At 39.5% G+C, this 17536-nt stretch carries 10 protein-coding genes and 1 tRNA gene; 8 read left to right on the top strand and 3 right to left on the bottom strand.

Annotated elements, in window-relative coordinates; translation table 11 throughout:
- Window positions 1–551 precede the first annotated feature (551 nt).
- Complete coding sequence (locus tag ACZ1GV_RS08950; RefSeq protein ID WP_472675881.1) at window positions 552–1931, top strand: MATE family efflux transporter; 1380 nt, start codon at window positions 552–554, stop codon at window positions 1929–1931.
- Window positions 1931–3952 carry an excinuclease ABC subunit UvrB gene (gene uvrB / locus ACZ1GV_RS08945; protein WP_472673860.1) on the top strand — a complete coding sequence of 674 codons (2022 nt, stop codon included), beginning with the start codon at window positions 1931–1933 and terminating at the stop codon, window positions 3950–3952. The genes ACZ1GV_RS08950 and uvrB overlap by 1 nt, the downstream gene beginning before the upstream one ends.
- 130 nt (window positions 3953–4082) lie before the next feature.
- Here uvrB and ACZ1GV_RS08940 read toward each other — a convergent pair whose 3' ends face one another.
- Both ACZ1GV_RS08940 and metG read right to left on the bottom strand, forming a co-directional pair.
- The gene (locus ACZ1GV_RS08940; RefSeq protein WP_472673859.1) at window positions 4083–5735 is read right to left on the bottom strand and encodes an AMP-binding protein; all 1653 of its coding nucleotides are present in this window, start codon (window positions 5733–5735) and stop codon (window positions 4083–4085) included.
- A gap of 269 nt (window positions 5736–6004) precedes the next feature.
- Window positions 6005–8083 (bottom strand): methionine--tRNA ligase, encoded by a 2079-nt coding sequence (gene metG, locus ACZ1GV_RS08935; protein ID WP_472673858.1) that lies wholly within the window; start codon window positions 8081–8083, stop codon window positions 6005–6007.
- 111 nt (window positions 8084–8194) lie between these two features.
- On the opposite strand from metG, the gene ACZ1GV_RS08930 reads away from it, so the two are divergent.
- The 4 genes from ACZ1GV_RS08930 (at window position 8195) to ACZ1GV_RS08915 (ending at window position 12647) form a co-directional block, all read left to right on the top strand.
- Complete coding sequence (locus tag ACZ1GV_RS08930; protein WP_472673857.1) at window positions 8195–9307, top strand: Mrp/NBP35 family ATP-binding protein; 1113 nt, start codon at window positions 8195–8197, stop codon at window positions 9305–9307.
- An 18-nt stretch (window positions 9308–9325) separates the two neighbouring features.
- Window positions 9326–9916, top strand: coding sequence for a dCTP deaminase (dcd, locus tag ACZ1GV_RS08925; RefSeq protein WP_210562086.1), 591 nt, complete (start codon window positions 9326–9328; stop codon window positions 9914–9916).
- A gap of 42 nt (window positions 9917–9958) precedes the next feature.
- The gene (locus tag ACZ1GV_RS08920) at window positions 9959–12511 is read left to right on the top strand and encodes an EAL domain-containing protein (protein ID WP_472673856.1); all 2553 of its coding nucleotides are present in this window, start codon (window positions 9959–9961) and stop codon (window positions 12509–12511) included.
- 59 nt (window positions 12512–12570) lie between these two features.
- Window positions 12571–12647: transfer RNA gene (locus ACZ1GV_RS08915), tRNA-Pro, on the top strand.
- Between the two features lie 271 nt (window positions 12648–12918).
- Here ACZ1GV_RS08915 and ACZ1GV_RS08910 read toward each other — a convergent pair.
- On the bottom strand, window positions 12919–14334 hold the full coding sequence (locus tag ACZ1GV_RS08910; protein ID WP_472673855.1) for a YfcC family protein: 1416 nt from the start codon (window positions 14332–14334) through the stop codon (window positions 12919–12921).
- A 165-nt stretch (window positions 14335–14499) separates the two neighbouring features.
- Between ACZ1GV_RS08910 and msrA the strand changes: the two genes are divergently transcribed.
- Both msrA and ACZ1GV_RS08900 read left to right on the top strand, forming a co-directional pair.
- The gene (gene msrA / locus ACZ1GV_RS08905; protein ID WP_472673854.1) at window positions 14500–15807 is read left to right on the top strand and encodes a peptide-methionine (S)-S-oxide reductase MsrA; all 1308 of its coding nucleotides are present in this window, start codon (window positions 14500–14502) and stop codon (window positions 15805–15807) included.
- Between the two features lie 122 nt (window positions 15808–15929).
- Entirely contained in the window at window positions 15930–17534 is a 1605-nt protein-coding gene (locus tag ACZ1GV_RS08900) for an AbgT family transporter (protein ID WP_472673853.1), read from the top strand.
- Window positions 17535–17536: the final 2 nt, after the last annotated feature.

Below are 17536 nucleotides of genomic sequence, written 5' to 3'. Positions count from 1 at the left end.
TGTACTGTCAACCTTATTTTGTTGTGAAGTTTAACATTTTTGTCTGTTTGTTCACGGATTGAGCAGTTGTAAAAGGATGGCTTTATGGTTGTTCGAAAAGTAGCTCGTTTTGGTACAAAAATTGAACCGAGCTTGGTCCGATGATCCTTAACTTAACAAATTCAAGGTCTGTAGCTTGTTATCCACTGTTTCTGTGGATAACTCTGTGAGTTATATTGTAATATAATCTCTGAGGCCAATAGAACCGTGTGTCAATAGGATCAGTGTTGTTTTTGTTAAATTTTTAACTATTTCAATAAAATCATGGTGTTACCGTAGGTATTGTGTTTTTTTTGTTGTCTTGGTTTGATTTTTGAGCGGCCTGCTAAGGTTCTGGATTAGACCTGTGTACAATGTCAGTATTTTTTACAGAAAAACAAAAATAATTCTTGAAATTAGTTAAAAAATGGTTTTCTTTTGTTGTCCCTAAGTTTAAAGATCAAAAATAGTTAAAATGAAGGGTGAACAGAACAGAAACATTCTTTAGAATAGCTTTTTTACAACCTGTTTATATGGAACCTATGTCTTCTTCTCAAGATCTTCTCACTGGCCCAATAGCTCCAACACTTACTAAAATGACAAAACAGGTTATGTACGGCATGATTATGCTGATGTCTTTTAACCTAGTGGATACTTTTTTTATCGGGTTATTAGGGACAGAACCCCTTGCTGCAATCAGTTTTACTTTCCCGGTTACGTTTACCATTATAAGTTTGGCCATTGGTTTAGGCATTGGCACATCGGCAATTGTCGCAAAAGCAAATGGCAGCGGTAATAAAGAAGAATCAAAAGAGGATGGTCAAGGCGCACTCATACTTTCGTTTTTACTAGTCATATTGCTAGCTATTGTTATGTATAACTTAACCGACATCATATTTTCAGCATTAGGTGCATCACAAGAATTAATGCCGTTAATCCACAGTTATATGGATGTTTGGTATATCGGCTCGGTATTCCTGATGTTGCCAATGATAGGAAACGCAATTTTAAGAGCAAACGGCGATACTAAAACACCAAGCATATTAATGGGAGGAACAGGGTTAATAAATGCGATTCTGGATCCTATTTTAATTTTTGGTTTAGGCCCGGTTCCAGCGTTTGGGATAATGGGAGCTGCAATTGCAAGTGTTGTTTCTTGGGGAGTCGGTCTATTAATTATTATTTACATATTAACCGTCCGTAAAAGATTGATCTCAACACAGCTCATTAATTTTAAAGAGCTAATTGTAATAGCAAAAAAGATTTTGAAAATTGGTTTGCCGGCGGCTGGAGCTAATATGTTAACGCCTATCGCAATGGCTGTGCTAACGGCAATAATTGCTAGTTATGGTACCGCGGCAGTAGCTGGTTTTGGTGTAGGTTCTCGAATAGAAAGTATTGCAAGTTTAGTTGTTCTCGCTCTGTCAATGACGTTACCTCCGTTTATTTCACAGAACTTTGGTGCTAATCAATGGCAACGGGTTTTTGATGCATACAAACAAACCACTAAATTCGTCATGATTTGGCAATTAATTGTTTACCTAGTTCTTTGCTTGGCTGCTGGTTTAATTGCGTTTGCATTTGGCAAAGATGATCCGGAAGTTATGTATGTTATTAAACTTTTTATTTGGACAATGCCTATAGGATACGGTCTTCAGGGTATTATTATACTGACTAATTCATCCTTTAATGCTCTACATAAACCTATGTATGCACTTGTGCTATCGGTAGTTAGACTGTTTGTGTTTTTTGTTCCGTTTGCTTATTTAGGTTCGTATTTTTATGGATTACCTGGATTATTCGTCGGAGGTGTAATAGGCAATATATTTACAGCACTGATCGCATACCGCTGGTTTGTGCGTACCGTTGAGAGTTCAATAGAAAATGGCAAGATTAATTTGGAGCAAATATAGTGGAAAAGTTAGAAAAGCCATTTACGTTAGTTAGTGAATACAAACCTAGTGGTGACCAACCTACTGCAATTAAGAAGCTAATTGAAGGACTTAATGACGGTCTTGCTTATCAGACATTGCTTGGTGCAACCGGCACCGGTAAGACGTTTACAATGGCCAATGTCATTCAAGAAGTATCAAGGCCGACCTTAATTATGGCCCACAACAAAACACTCGCGGCGCAACTATATGGAGAGATGAAAGAGTTTTTTCCAAACAATGCCGTAGAATACTTTGTTTCTTACTATGATTATTATCAGCCAGAAGCCTATGTTGCATCTACCGATACGTTTATTGAAAAAGATGCTTCGATAAATGAACATATAGAACAAATGCGATTGTCGGCTACAAAAGCGCTAATGGAGCGTCGTGACGTAATTATTATCGCATCCGTATCCGCTATTTATGGTTTAGGTGATCCAGAGTCATACATGAAAATGCTTTTACATCTTCGTGAAGGCGACATGGTTGACCAACGTCAAATATTAAGGCGTCTCGCTGAATTACAATATAAGCGCAACGACGTTGACTTCCAGCGCGGCTGTTACCGTGTTCGAGGTGATGTAATTGACATTTACCCAGCGGATTCAGATAAGTTCGCCGTAAGGGTTGAGCTATTTGATGAAGAGATTGAACGTATTACTGAGTTTGATCCGCTTACAGGCGCATTAGAGCGAAAAATTACTCGCGCGACTATTTTCCCTAAAACACACTATGTTACGCCTCGCGAGAAAATTCTGAAGGCGATTGACCACATCAAAGACGAGCTTCGAGAGCGCAAAAAGCAGCTTAAGGACAATAATAAGTTAATTGAAGAGCAACGGATCAGTCAAAGAACATTGTTTGATATCGAAATGATGCAGGAGCTTGGGTATTGCTCTGGTATAGAGAACTATTCGAGGTATTTATCAAATCGTGAGCCTGGCGCGCCACCACCAACCTTGATTGATTATTTTCCTGCCGACGGTTTGCTTATTATCGACGAATCACATGTTACCGTTTCTCAAATTGGTGCCATGTATAAAGGTGATAGGTCTAGAAAATCAAACTTAGTCGAATACGGCTTTCGTTTGCCATCTGCAATGGACAATAGACCACTTCGTTTTGAAGAGTTTGAACGTTTAGCGCCTCAGACCATCTATATCTCAGCTACACCAGGCAATCATGAACTTGAACGTAGTGATGGTGAAATAGCAGAGCAAGTTATCCGCCCAACCGGGTTACTCGATCCAGAAATAGAAGTCAGACCGATAGCGACCCAAGTTGATGATCTAATGTCAGAGATCCACAAGCGTGTTGCGGTGAATGAGAGAGTGCTAGTCACGACATTAACTAAACGTATGTCTGAAGATTTAACGGACTACTTGTCCGATCATGATATTAAAGTGCGATATTTACATAGTGATATTGATACCGTAGAACGTATCGAAATTATTAGGGATTTAAGAGCTGGTAAGTTTGACGTGTTAGTAGGCATTAACTTATTGCGAGAAGGCTTAGACATGCCAGAAGTTTCTTTAGTTGCCATTTTAGATGCAGATAAAGAGGGCTTTTTACGAAGCGATCGCTCACTTATTCAAACAATTGGTCGAGCAGCCCGAAACGTAAGAGGTAGAGCCATCTTGTATGGCGATCGTATTACTAAATCGATGCGTAAAGCGATTGATGAAACGGAGCGTCGCAGGGCGATACAAGAAGCACACAATATTAAACATGGTATTACGCCGAAAGGAATCGTAAAACGTATCGGCGATATCATGGATGTAGGTGATGCGACTAAGCCCCAAAATGCAGCACAAAGAATTCTGGTTGCAGAAGGGCTAGCTGAATATCAGTTAAAAACACCAGTAGAAATTTCAAAAGAAATAAAAGCCGTGGAAGCACAGATGATGGCGGCTGCTAAGAACTTAGAGTTTGAAAAAGCGGCGGAACTGAGAGATCAGGTGCAAAAGTTACAAGAACAGCTAATTAAAAACTCATAAATGCTTAGCTGAAAAATTAGCACAAAAAAGCCAGCTTTGTTTCAGCTGGCTTTTGTTTTAGAAGTCATTGCTCATCTAAATTCGGGTATTTTACTACAACATAGACATTTAAGTTGAACAAGAAATCGAGCTAAAGCTCAGACTCCCACAAAATAACTTGGCCTTTTAACTCTTCGACACGAGATGCATATTTTTCGTGAAGTACGTGACGTTTGATTTTTAAAGTAGGGGTCAAAATGTCATTTTCTGGTGTCCATTGCTCTTCTACAACAACAATAGCGCCGACCTTTTCATGAGACTCCAAGTGGGCGTTCACAGACGTTAACGTCTCTTTTAACGAACGTTCTACTTGTGCTCTAGGCATTGCCATTGCACCTTCAGAAAGTTGTACCAGAGTCACTGGAGCCGCCATACCAGCACCAACCACACATAACAGTTCAATATACGGGTCTTGTGCAAGGCGCTTTTCAATTGGCACCGGTTGAACAAACTTACCTTTAGCCGTCTTAAAGTTATCCTTTACTCGACCTATAAGTCGAACGGCGCCGTTGTCTTCAATTTTGGCTAAGTCACCTGTTTTAAAGAATCCATCTTCGTCAAAAGCCTCTTTGGTTGCTTCAGGGTTTTTATAATAACCATCGAACAAGCCACCACTTTTGAATAAAAGCTCATCATTGTCAGCAATTTTTATTTCACATCCGTCTAATACAGGCCCAATGGTGCCGATCATATCTTGATTGAATGGAAAGTTACCAATAGCATAAATGCAGTTTTCAGTCATGCCCCATGCTTCACAAATATTGATATCAATTTTTTGATACCACTCAATCAATGCAGGAGAGATAGGTGCTGATCCTGAAGCAGCAATTTTTGCATGTTCAAGCCCTAAGCCTTTTTGAATTTTGGTTTTAATTAATCCTGATACGATAGGAACTTTTAACAAAAACTCTAATTTTTTATGACCAATTTTATCAATGATATTTTTTTGAAATAGGCTCCACAAACGAGGAACAGAGAAGAAAATAGTCGGTTTTGCATAGTTTAAATCTGCAACAAAATGCTCAAGTGACTCAGTAAAGTAAATTGTCATATTACAGTGATATGCTGCGCCTTCTACTAGGCAACGTTCTGTAATATGCGCCAAAGGTAGATACGACAAAAAGCGAGCTTTTTGATCAAATCCAAGAACATTTACAATTTTATTGTTTGCCCAGTTATAAGCTCTGTAGCTAATCATTGCGCCTTTTGGATTGCCAGTACTACCTGATGTGTAAATGATCGACATAAGATCATTCATCTCAGGTAAAAACTCTTCTATTGGTGCGCCAAGCGACTGGAGTTGTTGCCAATCATATTGAACAGGAATTGTTTGATAGCTCATACCTAAACGAATGATATTGCCGCTAACACCTTTATCAGCCAACTCTTCTTTATCCAGCTTACCAACAAAAACCGCTTTAGCTTCAGAGTGATTCAATACATATTGAATAGTATCTGCGTTTGCCGAAGGATAAATAGGAACACTGATCATACCTGCACGCATGATGGCTAAATCGGTAATAAACCACTCAGCACAGTTTTTTGCAAGAATAGCCACTTTATCGCCTTTAGCTAAACCGAGGTGATGAAGACCCGCAGCAATCCCTTCAACTTGTTGTTTAATTTGAGCCCAATTGTGCGTTTCAATTTGACGATTTTTAGGTTGATGTAAAAATATTTTTTCTGGCGTTTCTGAAGCCCAATGATTTAACCAGTGAACCGGACTGAATAAAGAGGTGTCCATAATTGATTCCTTCTGCTGATATTTCTTATTTTTATTATTGTTAACTAAGCTACTAACCGAACTGACAACCGAGTTATTAATTCAGCGTTTGTGTAATTAGTGAATTTTTATGACTTTATTATGTATAAAATTACATTGATTAGCCAACTTAAATGTTGTCAATTGCGCGAATAAAAAACATAAATGTAAATAAGTGACGATAAAAAAAGCCAATCGTAAGGATTGGCTTTAGTATTTTTACCGCATAACTTAGAACTAAGTAGCGTTAATTACATTACTCGCATTCCTGGCTGTGCACCTTCGTGTGGCTCTAAAATCCAAAGGTTTTTACCGCCAGGTCCGGCAGCTAGTATCATTCCTTCAGACATACCAAAACGCATTTTTCGTGGCTTTAAGTTTACAACAACAACGGTAAGCTTATCGATTAAGTCTTCTGGGGCGTAAGCCGCTTTTATGCCTGAGAATATTTGGCGAGTTTCACCTGCTCCAATATCAAGTTGAAATTTGAGTAACTTTTCCGCGCCTTCAACATGTTCTGCAGAAACAATTTTTGCAATGCGCATATCGACTTTAGCAAAATCGTCAAACTCAATCTCATCGGCAATAGCCTCAACTGGCGTTTCGGTCATATCATCTTTACTAATGTTAGACGCTTTTTCAGATTTGCCATTAGCACTGTTATTCGGTTTAGTAGCGACTAAATTTTCTTTAGAGTCTTCTACCATTTTCTCTACTTTATCCATATCTACACGTTGCATTAGCGCTTTAAATTTGTTGATTTCATGTCCTACAAGCGGATGATCAATTGCATCAAAGCTAAGTGAGTCATTCAAAAATAGTTCAACTTCTTTCGCCATTGCAGGTAGCACTGGCTTTAAATAAGCCATAAGAATTCGGAATAGATTGATACCCATTGAGCATACGTCATGAGTTTGTTGCTGTAATGCATCGTCTTTTACAGAAACCCAAGGTGCTTTGTCATCAATGTATTTATTTGCAAGATCAGCCAATGCCATGATTTCGCGGATGGCTTTTGCAAATTCGCGGTTCTCAAAAAGTTCAATTATTGCCGGTTTGGCCGTTTGGAACGTGGTTAATAATTCTGGGTTATCAATGTTATCTGATAACTTGCCATCAAAGCGCTTTTTAATAAAGCCGGCACAGCGGCTGGCAATATTTACTACTTTACCAATTAAGTCACTATTAACCTTTTGGCTAAAGTCTTCCAGATTCAAATCTAAATCGGTAATACCGCTGTTTAGTTTTGAGGCAAAGTAATAACGAAGATATTCTGGATTTAAATGCTCTAGATAAGTACGAGCTTTAATGAATGTGCCACGAGACTTAGACATCTTTTCACCGTTAACGGTAACAAAACCGTGTGCAAAGACGTTCGTTGGTTTACGCAGGTTAGCACCATCTAACATCGCCGGCCAAAATAGGCTGTGGAAGTAAATGATATCTTTACCGATAAAGTGATATAGCTCAGTGTCACTACCTTCACTCCAAAACTCATCAAAGTTCACGTTAGTGTTAGCATTATCACAATAGTTTTTGAAACTCGCCATGTAACCAATAGGCGCATCTAGCCATACGTAAAAGTATTTTCCAGGAGCATTTGGAATTTCAAATCCAAAATATGGAGCATCGCGACTAATATCCCATTGCTGTAGACCTTGCTCAAACCATTCTTCCAATTTATTGGCCATTTCAGTTTGAATACTACCTGAACGCAACCATTCCTTAAGCATTGGCTCGAACTTAGGTAAGTCGAAGAAGTAATGTTCTGAGTCTTTTAATACAGGTGTAGCGCCGGAAATAACTGATTTAGGATCTTTTAAATCAACCGGGCTATAAGTCGCGCCACATTTATCACAACTATCACCGTTTTGATCTAATGCACCGCACTTAGGGCAAGTGCCAGTAACAAAGCGATCTGGCAAAAACATATTTTTTTCAGGATCAAATAACTGACTAATTGAGCGCTTAGCTATGTAACCTGCATCATTTAAACGATTATAAATCATGGCAGATAAGTCACGGTTTTCTTCGCTGTGCGTGCTGTGATAGTTTTCAAATTCGATATGAAAATCAGCAAAGTCTATGATGCGTTCTTCTCTAACCGCCGCCACCATTTCTTCTGGGCTAATCCCTTGTTGCTGAGCTTTAAGCATGATTGGGGTTCCATGCGCATCGTCGGCACAAACGTAATAACATTCGTTACCTTGTGCTTTTTGGAAACGAACCCAAATATCTGTCTGGATATACTCCATTAGATGGCCTAAATGCAACGACCCATTCGCGTATGGAAGGGCGCTAGTAACAAGAATTTTGCGGGGTGCTGTCATATCTCAAGAAACCTTTATTAGAATCGATAGTAAAACACTACTATTTAAGGTCGTGATGTTACATAATTTGCAACAAATATGCACCATCCTAAATGTTGATAGGTCGATTAAATGAAGTTTTCTAATTGGTTCGGTAAAAAGCCGGCCCAGAGCAGCCTAAAAAATAGCAAAAAAGAGCCACAAGTATCCTTTACGGAACAAGAATTAAAACAGCAACTTTTTAACGGCTTGAAAAACATTTCAACAATACATTTTCCAATAGGGGTGTTTGGGCAAGTCAGTATTCAGATTAGTAAAAATGAGCATAGTGAGCACAAGGCTCTCATTAGTCTGCCGTTTCATACGCATGCTGTAGATCAAGAACTTCGTGATGCACTTTTAGATACACTCTCTCGTCCAGTTGAAATAATTTTTAATTATCAACCAAGTCAGCCGCCAGCCTCATTACCCAAGCAGGCTAAACTAGTTATAGCCGTGGCGTCGGGTAAAGGTGGAGTTGGGAAAAGTACAGTGACTGCCAATTTAGCAGCTGCTGCCGCGCAGTTGGGCCATAAAGTTGGCGTAATTGATGCGGACATTTACGGACCATCAATGCCTCTAATGTTTGGGTTACAAGGTCGCCATATTACTAGCCGTGACGAAAAAACAATGGAACCGTTTTATCAATATGATGTTGCATTAAATTCGATAGGATTTTTAGTACCGGAAGATAAAGCGACAATTTGGCGTGGGCCAATGGCATCTAGAGCGCTTATGCAGTTAATAAATGAAACCAACTGGCCAGAACTAGATATTTTGTTTGTTGATATGCCTCCTGGCACGGGAGACATACAATTGACTCTATCTGAACAAATTAAATGTCATGCAGCCGTAATTGTTACAACACCACAGAATGTAGCCTTAGCAGATGCCGAAAAGGGCATTCAAATGTTTCAAAAGGTTAATACCCCGGTATTAGGTGTCGTAGAGAACATGAGTCAATTTGTATGTTCAAATTGTGGTGTTTCTCATCATTTATTTGGTGCAGGGGGAGGAGAGCGTTGTGCGACGAAGCATAATGTCCCTTTGTTAGCTCAGTTAACGTTAAATACAGAGACAAGAGAGCATGGAGACTTAGGGTTACCATTTTCTCTTAAAGATAAAAACTTTGAGTATCAGAAATTGGCATTTTCTCTTATTATGCATATGTCAAAACAGACACAACAGCTAATTCCTACAATTTAATTAAAAACGGACTCAATCATGCGCCTTTGCGACACAGATATTATTGCTAAACTTGACCAAGGTGATATTACTATTTTACCTCGCCCATCTAATGAGTTTATTTCTGGCATTACCGTCGATTTAACTTTGGGGAATAAGTTTCGGGTATTTCAAGATCACCAAGCGCCTTTTATTGATTTGAGTGGTCCTAAAGAAGAGACTCAAAGAGCACTTGAATCGGTTATGGGTGATGAGATTGTTTTAAATCCAGAGCAAGCGTTTTTTCTTCACCCTGGTGAATTAGCCTTGGCAATTACACATGAGTCAATCACGCTACCAAATGATTTAGTTGGCTGGCTGGACGGACGTTCATCATTGGCTAGACTTGGCCTTATGGTGCATGTAACGGCTCATCGAATTGACCCAGGTTGGTCAGGCAATATCGTTCTCGAATTTTACAATTCAGGTAAACTTCCTTTAGCGTTAAAACCACATATGAAAATTGGCGCATTAAGCTTTGAGACTATGACAGGCCCAGCCGCAAGACCTTATACGTCACGCGCTGATGCCAAGTATAAAAATCAAGATGGCGCTGATGGCAGTCGAATTAATCATGATACTCAAGATTAATACTTACGATGCTAATTGTTAAATAAAGACCGGAGTTTATAGGTGCCTTATACCAAGCCAAGTTATATGGTAGTGATATTGTCGTGGCTGACGCTGTTAGTCGCGACATTAATTTACGCGATTCACTATTCTCCAGATAAGCACGATACCGGCATATACGACTTTTTTGATGTTTCTTATTTAGATGATTCAGCAAATCCGTTGAATATTAACCAAGTTAAAAACTTACCAGACAGTCTATTTGAATCTGAAAAGTTAAAAGTTCATTCGCCAGATTCATTAGATTTCGCCTTGTGGTACAGAATCAAAACCAACATTGAAACTGGCTACGAAGAGCCCATTAGTATAAGCCTCGATAACCCGACGTTAGATACCATTCATTTTTATGTTTTGTATAAAGGGGAGGTCGGCTTTGAAAAAGTATTAGGTGATCAACATCCAACTCAATACGCAATAGATCACGTCTCGCCGAAGGTTACCTTGTTTGGTGGATTATCTACCGAAACAGAAATTTATATCAGAATTAAATCGAAGGGCTCACCCGCTACGCCTGTATTGATTGAGTCAGTAACAAGCTCACAGTTTCGCAGTAGCTCTCAACTTGTTTTATTAGGTGCGTTATTTGGCATCGGTTTGATCATGATTATTTATAATTATTTTATGTACCGAGGTGTAGGTGAACGCTCGTTTCTTGATTACATTTGGTATGTGGCGACGACAGTCTTAGCGATATCAATGATTAATGGTTTTACTTTTTTAATTTTGCCTGAAGATATTGCGATTTGGGCGAATAAAAACTTAATAGTTACAGTTCATTTTTTATCGGCCGCCTTTGCCATTCGTTTTGGGATCAAATTTTTAAGATTTGAAACGATAAGACCTCTGTTTGCAAAAATAGCTTTAGCCTACTCAAACGTTGTCCTTTTACTAGCAGTAGTAGCTCTATTTTTAGATGAAAGCGCTATGTTACCTTTATACATAGTCGTGCTCGCTGTGATTTACATTCCGGCATTAGCCGTCATCGCTACGGTTTTTTCAACACGATTAGTTTGGGTTCAATATTATCTGGCCTCTTGGGTACCGCTATTAGCAGGTGCCATGCTTACTATTGCTGCCTTCAATGGTGTTGTAAATTACAATTTTCTCACCAGAAATGGTTCTCTCATAGGTGTTGTTGCTGAAATATGCATTATGGCGATTGCGTTGTTAGATAGATTTAGAGCAAACCAAATTGATCGTGAGTATAGAATTAATCATGATTTAGCGACAGGCTTACCGAATCAAGTGTTACTTGAAACCGCCATCAAAAAAGTTGGTCAAAGTCGCAAACCTATGTCGCTAATGGTATTTGATATTCCGCAAGCGAAAGATCTTATACCGTCACTTGGTATCGAAACCGCGAATATCTTTTTTAATCAATTATTTAATAACATTGAAATGTATGCCGCAACAATGCGGGGAACATTTGCGTTTGCTAAAGACAGTAATGACAAACGCTATCATATTGTTCGTATTGATGAATCACGTTTTGCTGTGATGTTTGTTGGTGAATTTGACGAACAAGAGTTAGCACAAAATGTTACCGCGATACAGGAAGCTGTGGCAATTATTGTGAACCTTAATGGTGTGACAATGTCGGTAAGCAGCATCGCAGGTATCGCATGTTATCCAAAAGATGTCGCTGAGCCTGAAGGGTTACTAAGTACCGCGATTCAAGCGCTTATAGCAGGAAGAAAATCGGATAAGAAGTGGGCTCGTTTTGATGAGCAAAGAAATATTGATGTTCAGCAAAGGTTTAGGCTAGCTGCAGATCTGCAAAAAGCGATAGAGCAGGATGACCTTGAGTTATACCACCAACCTCAAATCGATATGGTCCACAATAGAGTTTACGGCAGTGAATTATTACTACGTTGGCATCATCCTGTTGAAGGGTTCATTAACCCTGCACTTGTGATTGAAATAGCTGAAGAAACTGGCGTCATTCATCAATTAACAGAATGGGTTATTGAGAGAGGGTTAGAACAACACGCTAAATTATGTAAGCTAGGGTTAGGCACAAATACTTCAATTAATATATCCGGAAAAGATTTTAATGATAATGGCTTAGTTGCGCATATCCTCACAACTAGTGCTCGGCTAGAAGTAGATAACAGTACCGTGACGTTTGAAGTAACTGAGTCGGCAACCGCAGATGATCCAGAACAAGCGAAAGAAGTACTAACGGAGCTTTATAATCAAGGATTTAAAATTGCGATTGATGATTTTGGTACTGGATATTCAAGTCTCGATTATTTGAGTCAGTTACCATTCCATGAACTAAAAATCGACCGCTGTTTTATGGACATTGACATTTCTGAACGGAATAGAACAATTACAGAAGTGACGCTCTCATTAGCCAAGCGACTGGGAGTAAATGCGGTAGCGGAAGGAATAGAAAATGAGCGTGTTGCTGAACTACTGAGGTCGTTTGGATGTCCGGTAGGTCAAGGTTACCTATATTCAAAGCCAAAACCTTTTATTGAACATATGCGTTGGATGCAAGAAATTTATAAAGTTAATCGTGACCTAGTGTTGGATAAACCAGCAGTTGAGTAAACTATATAAATAATAATCTTGCATTAAAATCATAGTTTTATATTATCAAGCTTGTTAGTCGGACTGTAGCGCAGCTTGGTAGCGCACTGTCATGGGGTGTCAGGGGTCGCCAGTTCAAATCTGGCCAGTCCGACCAATTCTTATCTTCATGTTCCTCTGAGTACTCAAATACTCAAAAATAACCAGAGAACCATCTGGATTTAGAACCAGCGAAGCGGTTCACTGGATTGTCAGGAACAATCCAGAACGTCATTCATGACGGCCTGTCGGGCAAAAAACAGGAAGTTTTTTGTAAATCCAGTCAGTCCGACCAATTCTTATCTTCATGTTCCTCTGAGTCTTAAAATACCCAAAATAACCAGAGATCCCTCAAACAGAGATCCCTCAAGCACAGATGCCTCTTGGATTTAATTCATCACTTCCAATAGTGGTTGCACATCACTGCCATAATCAAACACTACAGCTAAAACCAATACAAGCGACGCAGCAACCATTAACTTTAAGATTAATGGGATGCAGAATCGAAACCACAGGTGATAAGGAACGCCGGCCATACCAATTATACCCATTAAAACAGCATTGGTTGGAATTATCATATTTGAAAAGCCATCACCGAATTGATACGCGAGAACAACAATTTGACGATTTACTCCCACCAAATCACCAACCGGCGTTAATAATGGAATAGTGACGTATGCCTGCCCGCTGCCCGATGGGATAAATAAATTCAGCAAGGTTTGCATCACAAACATACCCACAGCGGCAAGTTCGGAACCTAACATAGACAATGGATACGACATGCCGTGGACTAATGAGTGTAAAATCTGACCATCTTCCATAATAAGAGCAACACCACGAGCGACGCCAATTAACATTGCTGTTGAAGCTAAATCTTTAACACCTTCAATAAAGTTATTAGCAGCAACGTCGGCATTAAGTTTACCTACAATCGAAGTGAATAATCCCCATAAAATAAATAAAGCACCAAGTTCGTATAGATACCAACCTTTTTGAGATATACCCCACACAGCGGTAATGATAGTTGCAACTAACCCAAATAGGATTAACTTGTGGCGTAATTCAAGTTGTGGGTATTGTGTTATTTCTTTTCCACCGAGCGGGCAGGGTAATGATGCAGTCATGGATGAAGCAGGATCTTTAAGAACCTTAGTTGCGTAAGTCCATACATGATGAAAACCAATTAGAACAAACGGAATAAAAATAGCTAAACGCAATTCAATCCCTGAGTAAACTGGAATATCTGCAACATTTTGTGCAACCATGACGGTAAAAGGGTTAAATGCTGAAACGCCATAACCAATACCATAGCCAGTAACGATCATGCCTACTGCTGTCATTGCATCAAGTCGCATCGCTTTACATAAGCCAACAAGTATTAATACGAAAGGAATGTACTCACCCGCCATACCAATAGCACCCGATGCTAAAGCAAAACAAAATACAACCATGAATATCAATAAATTAGGTTTCTGACCGAAGCGTTCGAGTAAACGTCCGATTAGCGCATCTATTGTGCCTGTTGCTCTAGCAATTGCTAAAACACCACCGACGATAAATACAAAGAAAATAATATCTTGAGCAGCAGCTAAGGCTCTTGGAAGTGCAACTAAAAAGTCCATTGGTGTTAGCCGTATTTGCTCTTCAGCCAATTCGAAAGTGCCAGGCACCACAGTACTTCGACCGTTCTCTAAGGTTACTGTTTCAAAATAGCCTTGCGGTACTATCCATGTCGCTATGTAAGCGACAAGCATCATTGATAATAAAAGAACAAGCGTATGTGGGACTTTAAAAGGTTTTGTCATGGTTAAACCGCGCCTAGCGTTAAATTGATGTATTAAATGCGTTAAAGAATAATTATTTTAAAGGAACTATACAACTGATCGTTCCAATTCATCATTGCGTTAAATAAACAGATATTTTGAAAGTTTTTAGTAGAAACCACGGTTTACTACTTTAGAGGTGGGGTGATGATGAAATTTGCTGTAAAAATTGGATTAGCTATATTGATATTTATAGGCTCTTATTTAATGAGTGGGCCGCTTTTAGCTTACAAAGAATCACCAATAGCGCAAACAATGCAGCGTCAGAGTCTAGTGCTAGGTCTTGGTTGTTTTTGGGGTGCAGAAAAACGTTTTGAAGCCTTACCTGGCGTAATAAATGTAGAGTCTGGTTATGCCGACGGGCGAGGTTTAGAGCCTAAGTATGATGAAATTGTAAAGTGGAAAAATCGTTTTAATCCCAACAACTTTGCTGAAGTTATCCGTGTCGAATACAACCAAAGTCTAATAGATACAACAACGTTACTTAAAATATTTTTTGAGATGCATGACCCAACGCAAAAAAATAAACAAGGTAACGATGTTGGTACTCAATATCGCTCCACTATCCTTGTTCAGTCTGACGAACAAGCATCACTTGCTCAAAAGGTGGCAGAACAATTTCAACAACGTCTGAATGAAAAAGGACGAGGAGACATCCAAACGGTTATAAAGCCGCTCGATAAGTTTTATACGGCAGAGGATTATCACCAGGATTACATAGCTAAAAACCCAAATGGTTATTGTCCAGACCACAGTACGGGGGTGACGTTTGGCCCAGAACCATTATTAGCAAAATATATGAATGTAGAGCCTTCAAAAGAGGTGGATAACTTACCATTATTAACCGGTAAACATATCGTGGTGGTTGATGCGCCAAATTGCCCATACTGTGAAAAATTCAAAGAAGACGTCACGAATGAATATCAAGGAGATGTTCCTTTGCATTTTCGATTAGCTAATCAACTCAATCAGTTAACAATAAAGTCGGCGACTTTTGGTACGCCAACCATCTTATTTTTAGAAAACGGGGTAGAGCGCTTAGGTCATATGGGCTATCTATCTCCTAAAGAATTTTATCAAGCTCTGGGTGCGTTTAAACTTGGTGATACAGAAGCATTTCAAGTCGCGTTCAACAAAGGAACAGATAATCGCTTTTGTAAAGCCTACGAAAAGTTTCAAAACACCCCTCCAGGCCAGTTTATTGACAGTCTATCGGGAAAAGCGTTATTCGATACAAAAGACAGATTTGACTCTGGTTCAGGGTGGCTCTCGTTTACACAACCAGTCGAAGGCGCCGTCACTTATCATCAAGATAACTCATTTGGTATGCGTCGCACGGAAGTAAAAGCAAAAGTATCGGGTATCCATTTAGGTCATGTATTTGATGACGGACCTAATGGCAGTAAACGTTATTGTATAAATGCCACCGTTTTGGATTTTGAGCCGAGAAGCTAGGTCAACCTAGGTGGTTTTTGCGCGATTAGGATCACATATTTAAATTAGGCATTAAACTTTCTTTGAGCTATTCCTCTTTTTTCAATAGACTAAGGACTGGATATTTTATTGAGGTTATTGTTTTGTCTAATATTTCACCAGGCTCACAGGGAGCAGTTGAAAATCGAAATTGGTTTAATCGCTTTTTAGCCACAGTCGAATGGCTGGGGAATCTATTACCACACCCAGTTACTTTATTTGCCTTGTTTGCGGCGGGGGTTGTAGTACTCAGTGGTATATTGGGATTCTTCGATGTTAATGTTGCCGACCCGCGTCCAGAGGGAGCCGCAGGTCGAGCATCGAACGGGTTAATCGAAGTCGTTTCGTTAATGAACGCAGAAGGCTTGCAAAGAATATTTACAGGCTTAGTGACGAATTTCACAGGTTTTGCGCCTTTGGGAACCGTGCTTGTGGCAATGTTAGGTGTCGCTGTTGCTGAACATTCGGGGCTGTTATCAGCCGCAATGCGAGCGTTGGTTATGAATGCGTCAAAACGAGCGGTCACAGTAACGATAGTGTTTGCTGGTATTGTTTCAAATACAGCTTCAGAACTTGGCTATGTGGTATTAATTCCATTAGCTGCGATGATTTTCCATTCATTAGGACGCCACCCTTTAGCAGGTTTAGCCGCCGCATTCGCAGGTGTGTCGGGTGGTTATTCTGCAAACATTTTTTTAGGTACGGTTGATCCGTTATTAGCTGGTTTTACCGAAAGTGCTGCGCATCTAATAAACCCAAATTACGTTGTTGGGCCGGAAGTAAACTGGTACTTCATGTTTGTTAGTACTTTTGTAATATCAGCCGCAGGTGCATTTGTAACTGAAAAAATCGTTGAGCCACGTTTAGGTCCATATAACCCAAAAGAAGCGTCTATCGATTTGGGCGAACAAAAAATGGATACGCCGTCAGATGATGAGCGAAAAGGCTTAAAAGCTGCAGGATTAGCCTTGTTAGCTGTTACTGCACTATTAAGTATTACTATCATACCAATAGACGTGCCGGGTTTTGGAGCATTGTTAAACCCTGAAACGGGCAACATAACAGGCTCTCCGTTTTTAAAAAGTATTGTTGTTATTATTTTTATTGTGTTTGGCTTTGTGGGATTTGTTTATGGACGCGTAGCTGGAACAATGAAAAACGATCGAGACGTCATTGATGCAATGTCTAAAAGCATTGGCAGTCTTGGTTTGTACATAACGTTAGTTTTCTTTGCTGCACAATTTGTTGCCTTTTTTAAGTGGACTAATTTAGGAACTGTTTTGGCGGTAAAAGGCGCTGCGTTATTGCAATACTTAGGGCTAGATGGACCAGAAGTGTTTATCTTATTCATTATCATGTGTGCGATTGTAAATTTAAGTCTAGGTAGTGCATCGGCGCAGTGGGCAATTACCGCACCGATTTTTGTTCCTATGCTTATGCTGATTGGTTATGCCCCAGAAGTTATTCAAGCTGCATATCGTATTGGTGACTCTATCTCGAATTTGATCACGCCAATGATGAGTTATTTTGGATTAATACTCGCAATGGCGGCGAAATACAAAAAAGACTTAGGCTTAGGTACGCTAATCGCTATGATGTTGCCATATTCAATGGTGTTTTTTGTAGTTTGGACCGTATTCTTTTATGTCTGGGTATTCTTACTGGGCATGCCAGTAGGGCCGGGCGCAGCAACTTATTACAACCCGTAGTA

This window comes from Psychrosphaera sp. HA2-10 (assembly GCF_055693745.1).
Note: the sequence above shows the minus strand (reverse complement) of the source record. Positions and strands in the feature narration are given on the sequence as shown.

Coding starts and splice junctions, on each gene's coding strand:
- ACZ1GV_RS08940 (WP_472673859.1), bottom strand. CDS start 5,735: ATGGACACCTCTTTATTCAGTCCGGTTCACTGGTTAAATCATTGGGCT.
- ACZ1GV_RS08930 (WP_472673857.1), top strand. CDS start 8,195: ATGAAGTTTTCTAATTGGTTCGGTAAAAAGCCGGCCCAGAGCAGCCTA.
- msrA (WP_472673854.1), top strand. CDS start 14,500: ATGATGAAATTTGCTGTAAAAATTGGATTAGCTATATTGATATTTATA.
- ACZ1GV_RS08910 (WP_472673855.1), bottom strand. CDS start 14,334: ATGACAAAACCTTTTAAAGTCCCACATACGCTTGTTCTTTTATTATCA.
- metG (WP_472673858.1), bottom strand. CDS start 8,083: ATGACAGCACCCCGCAAAATTCTTGTTACTAGCGCCCTTCCATACGCG.
- ACZ1GV_RS08950 (WP_472675881.1), top strand. CDS start 552: ATGGAACCTATGTCTTCTTCTCAAGATCTTCTCACTGGCCCAATAGCT.
- dcd (WP_210562086.1), top strand. CDS start 9,326: ATGCGCCTTTGCGACACAGATATTATTGCTAAACTTGACCAAGGTGAT.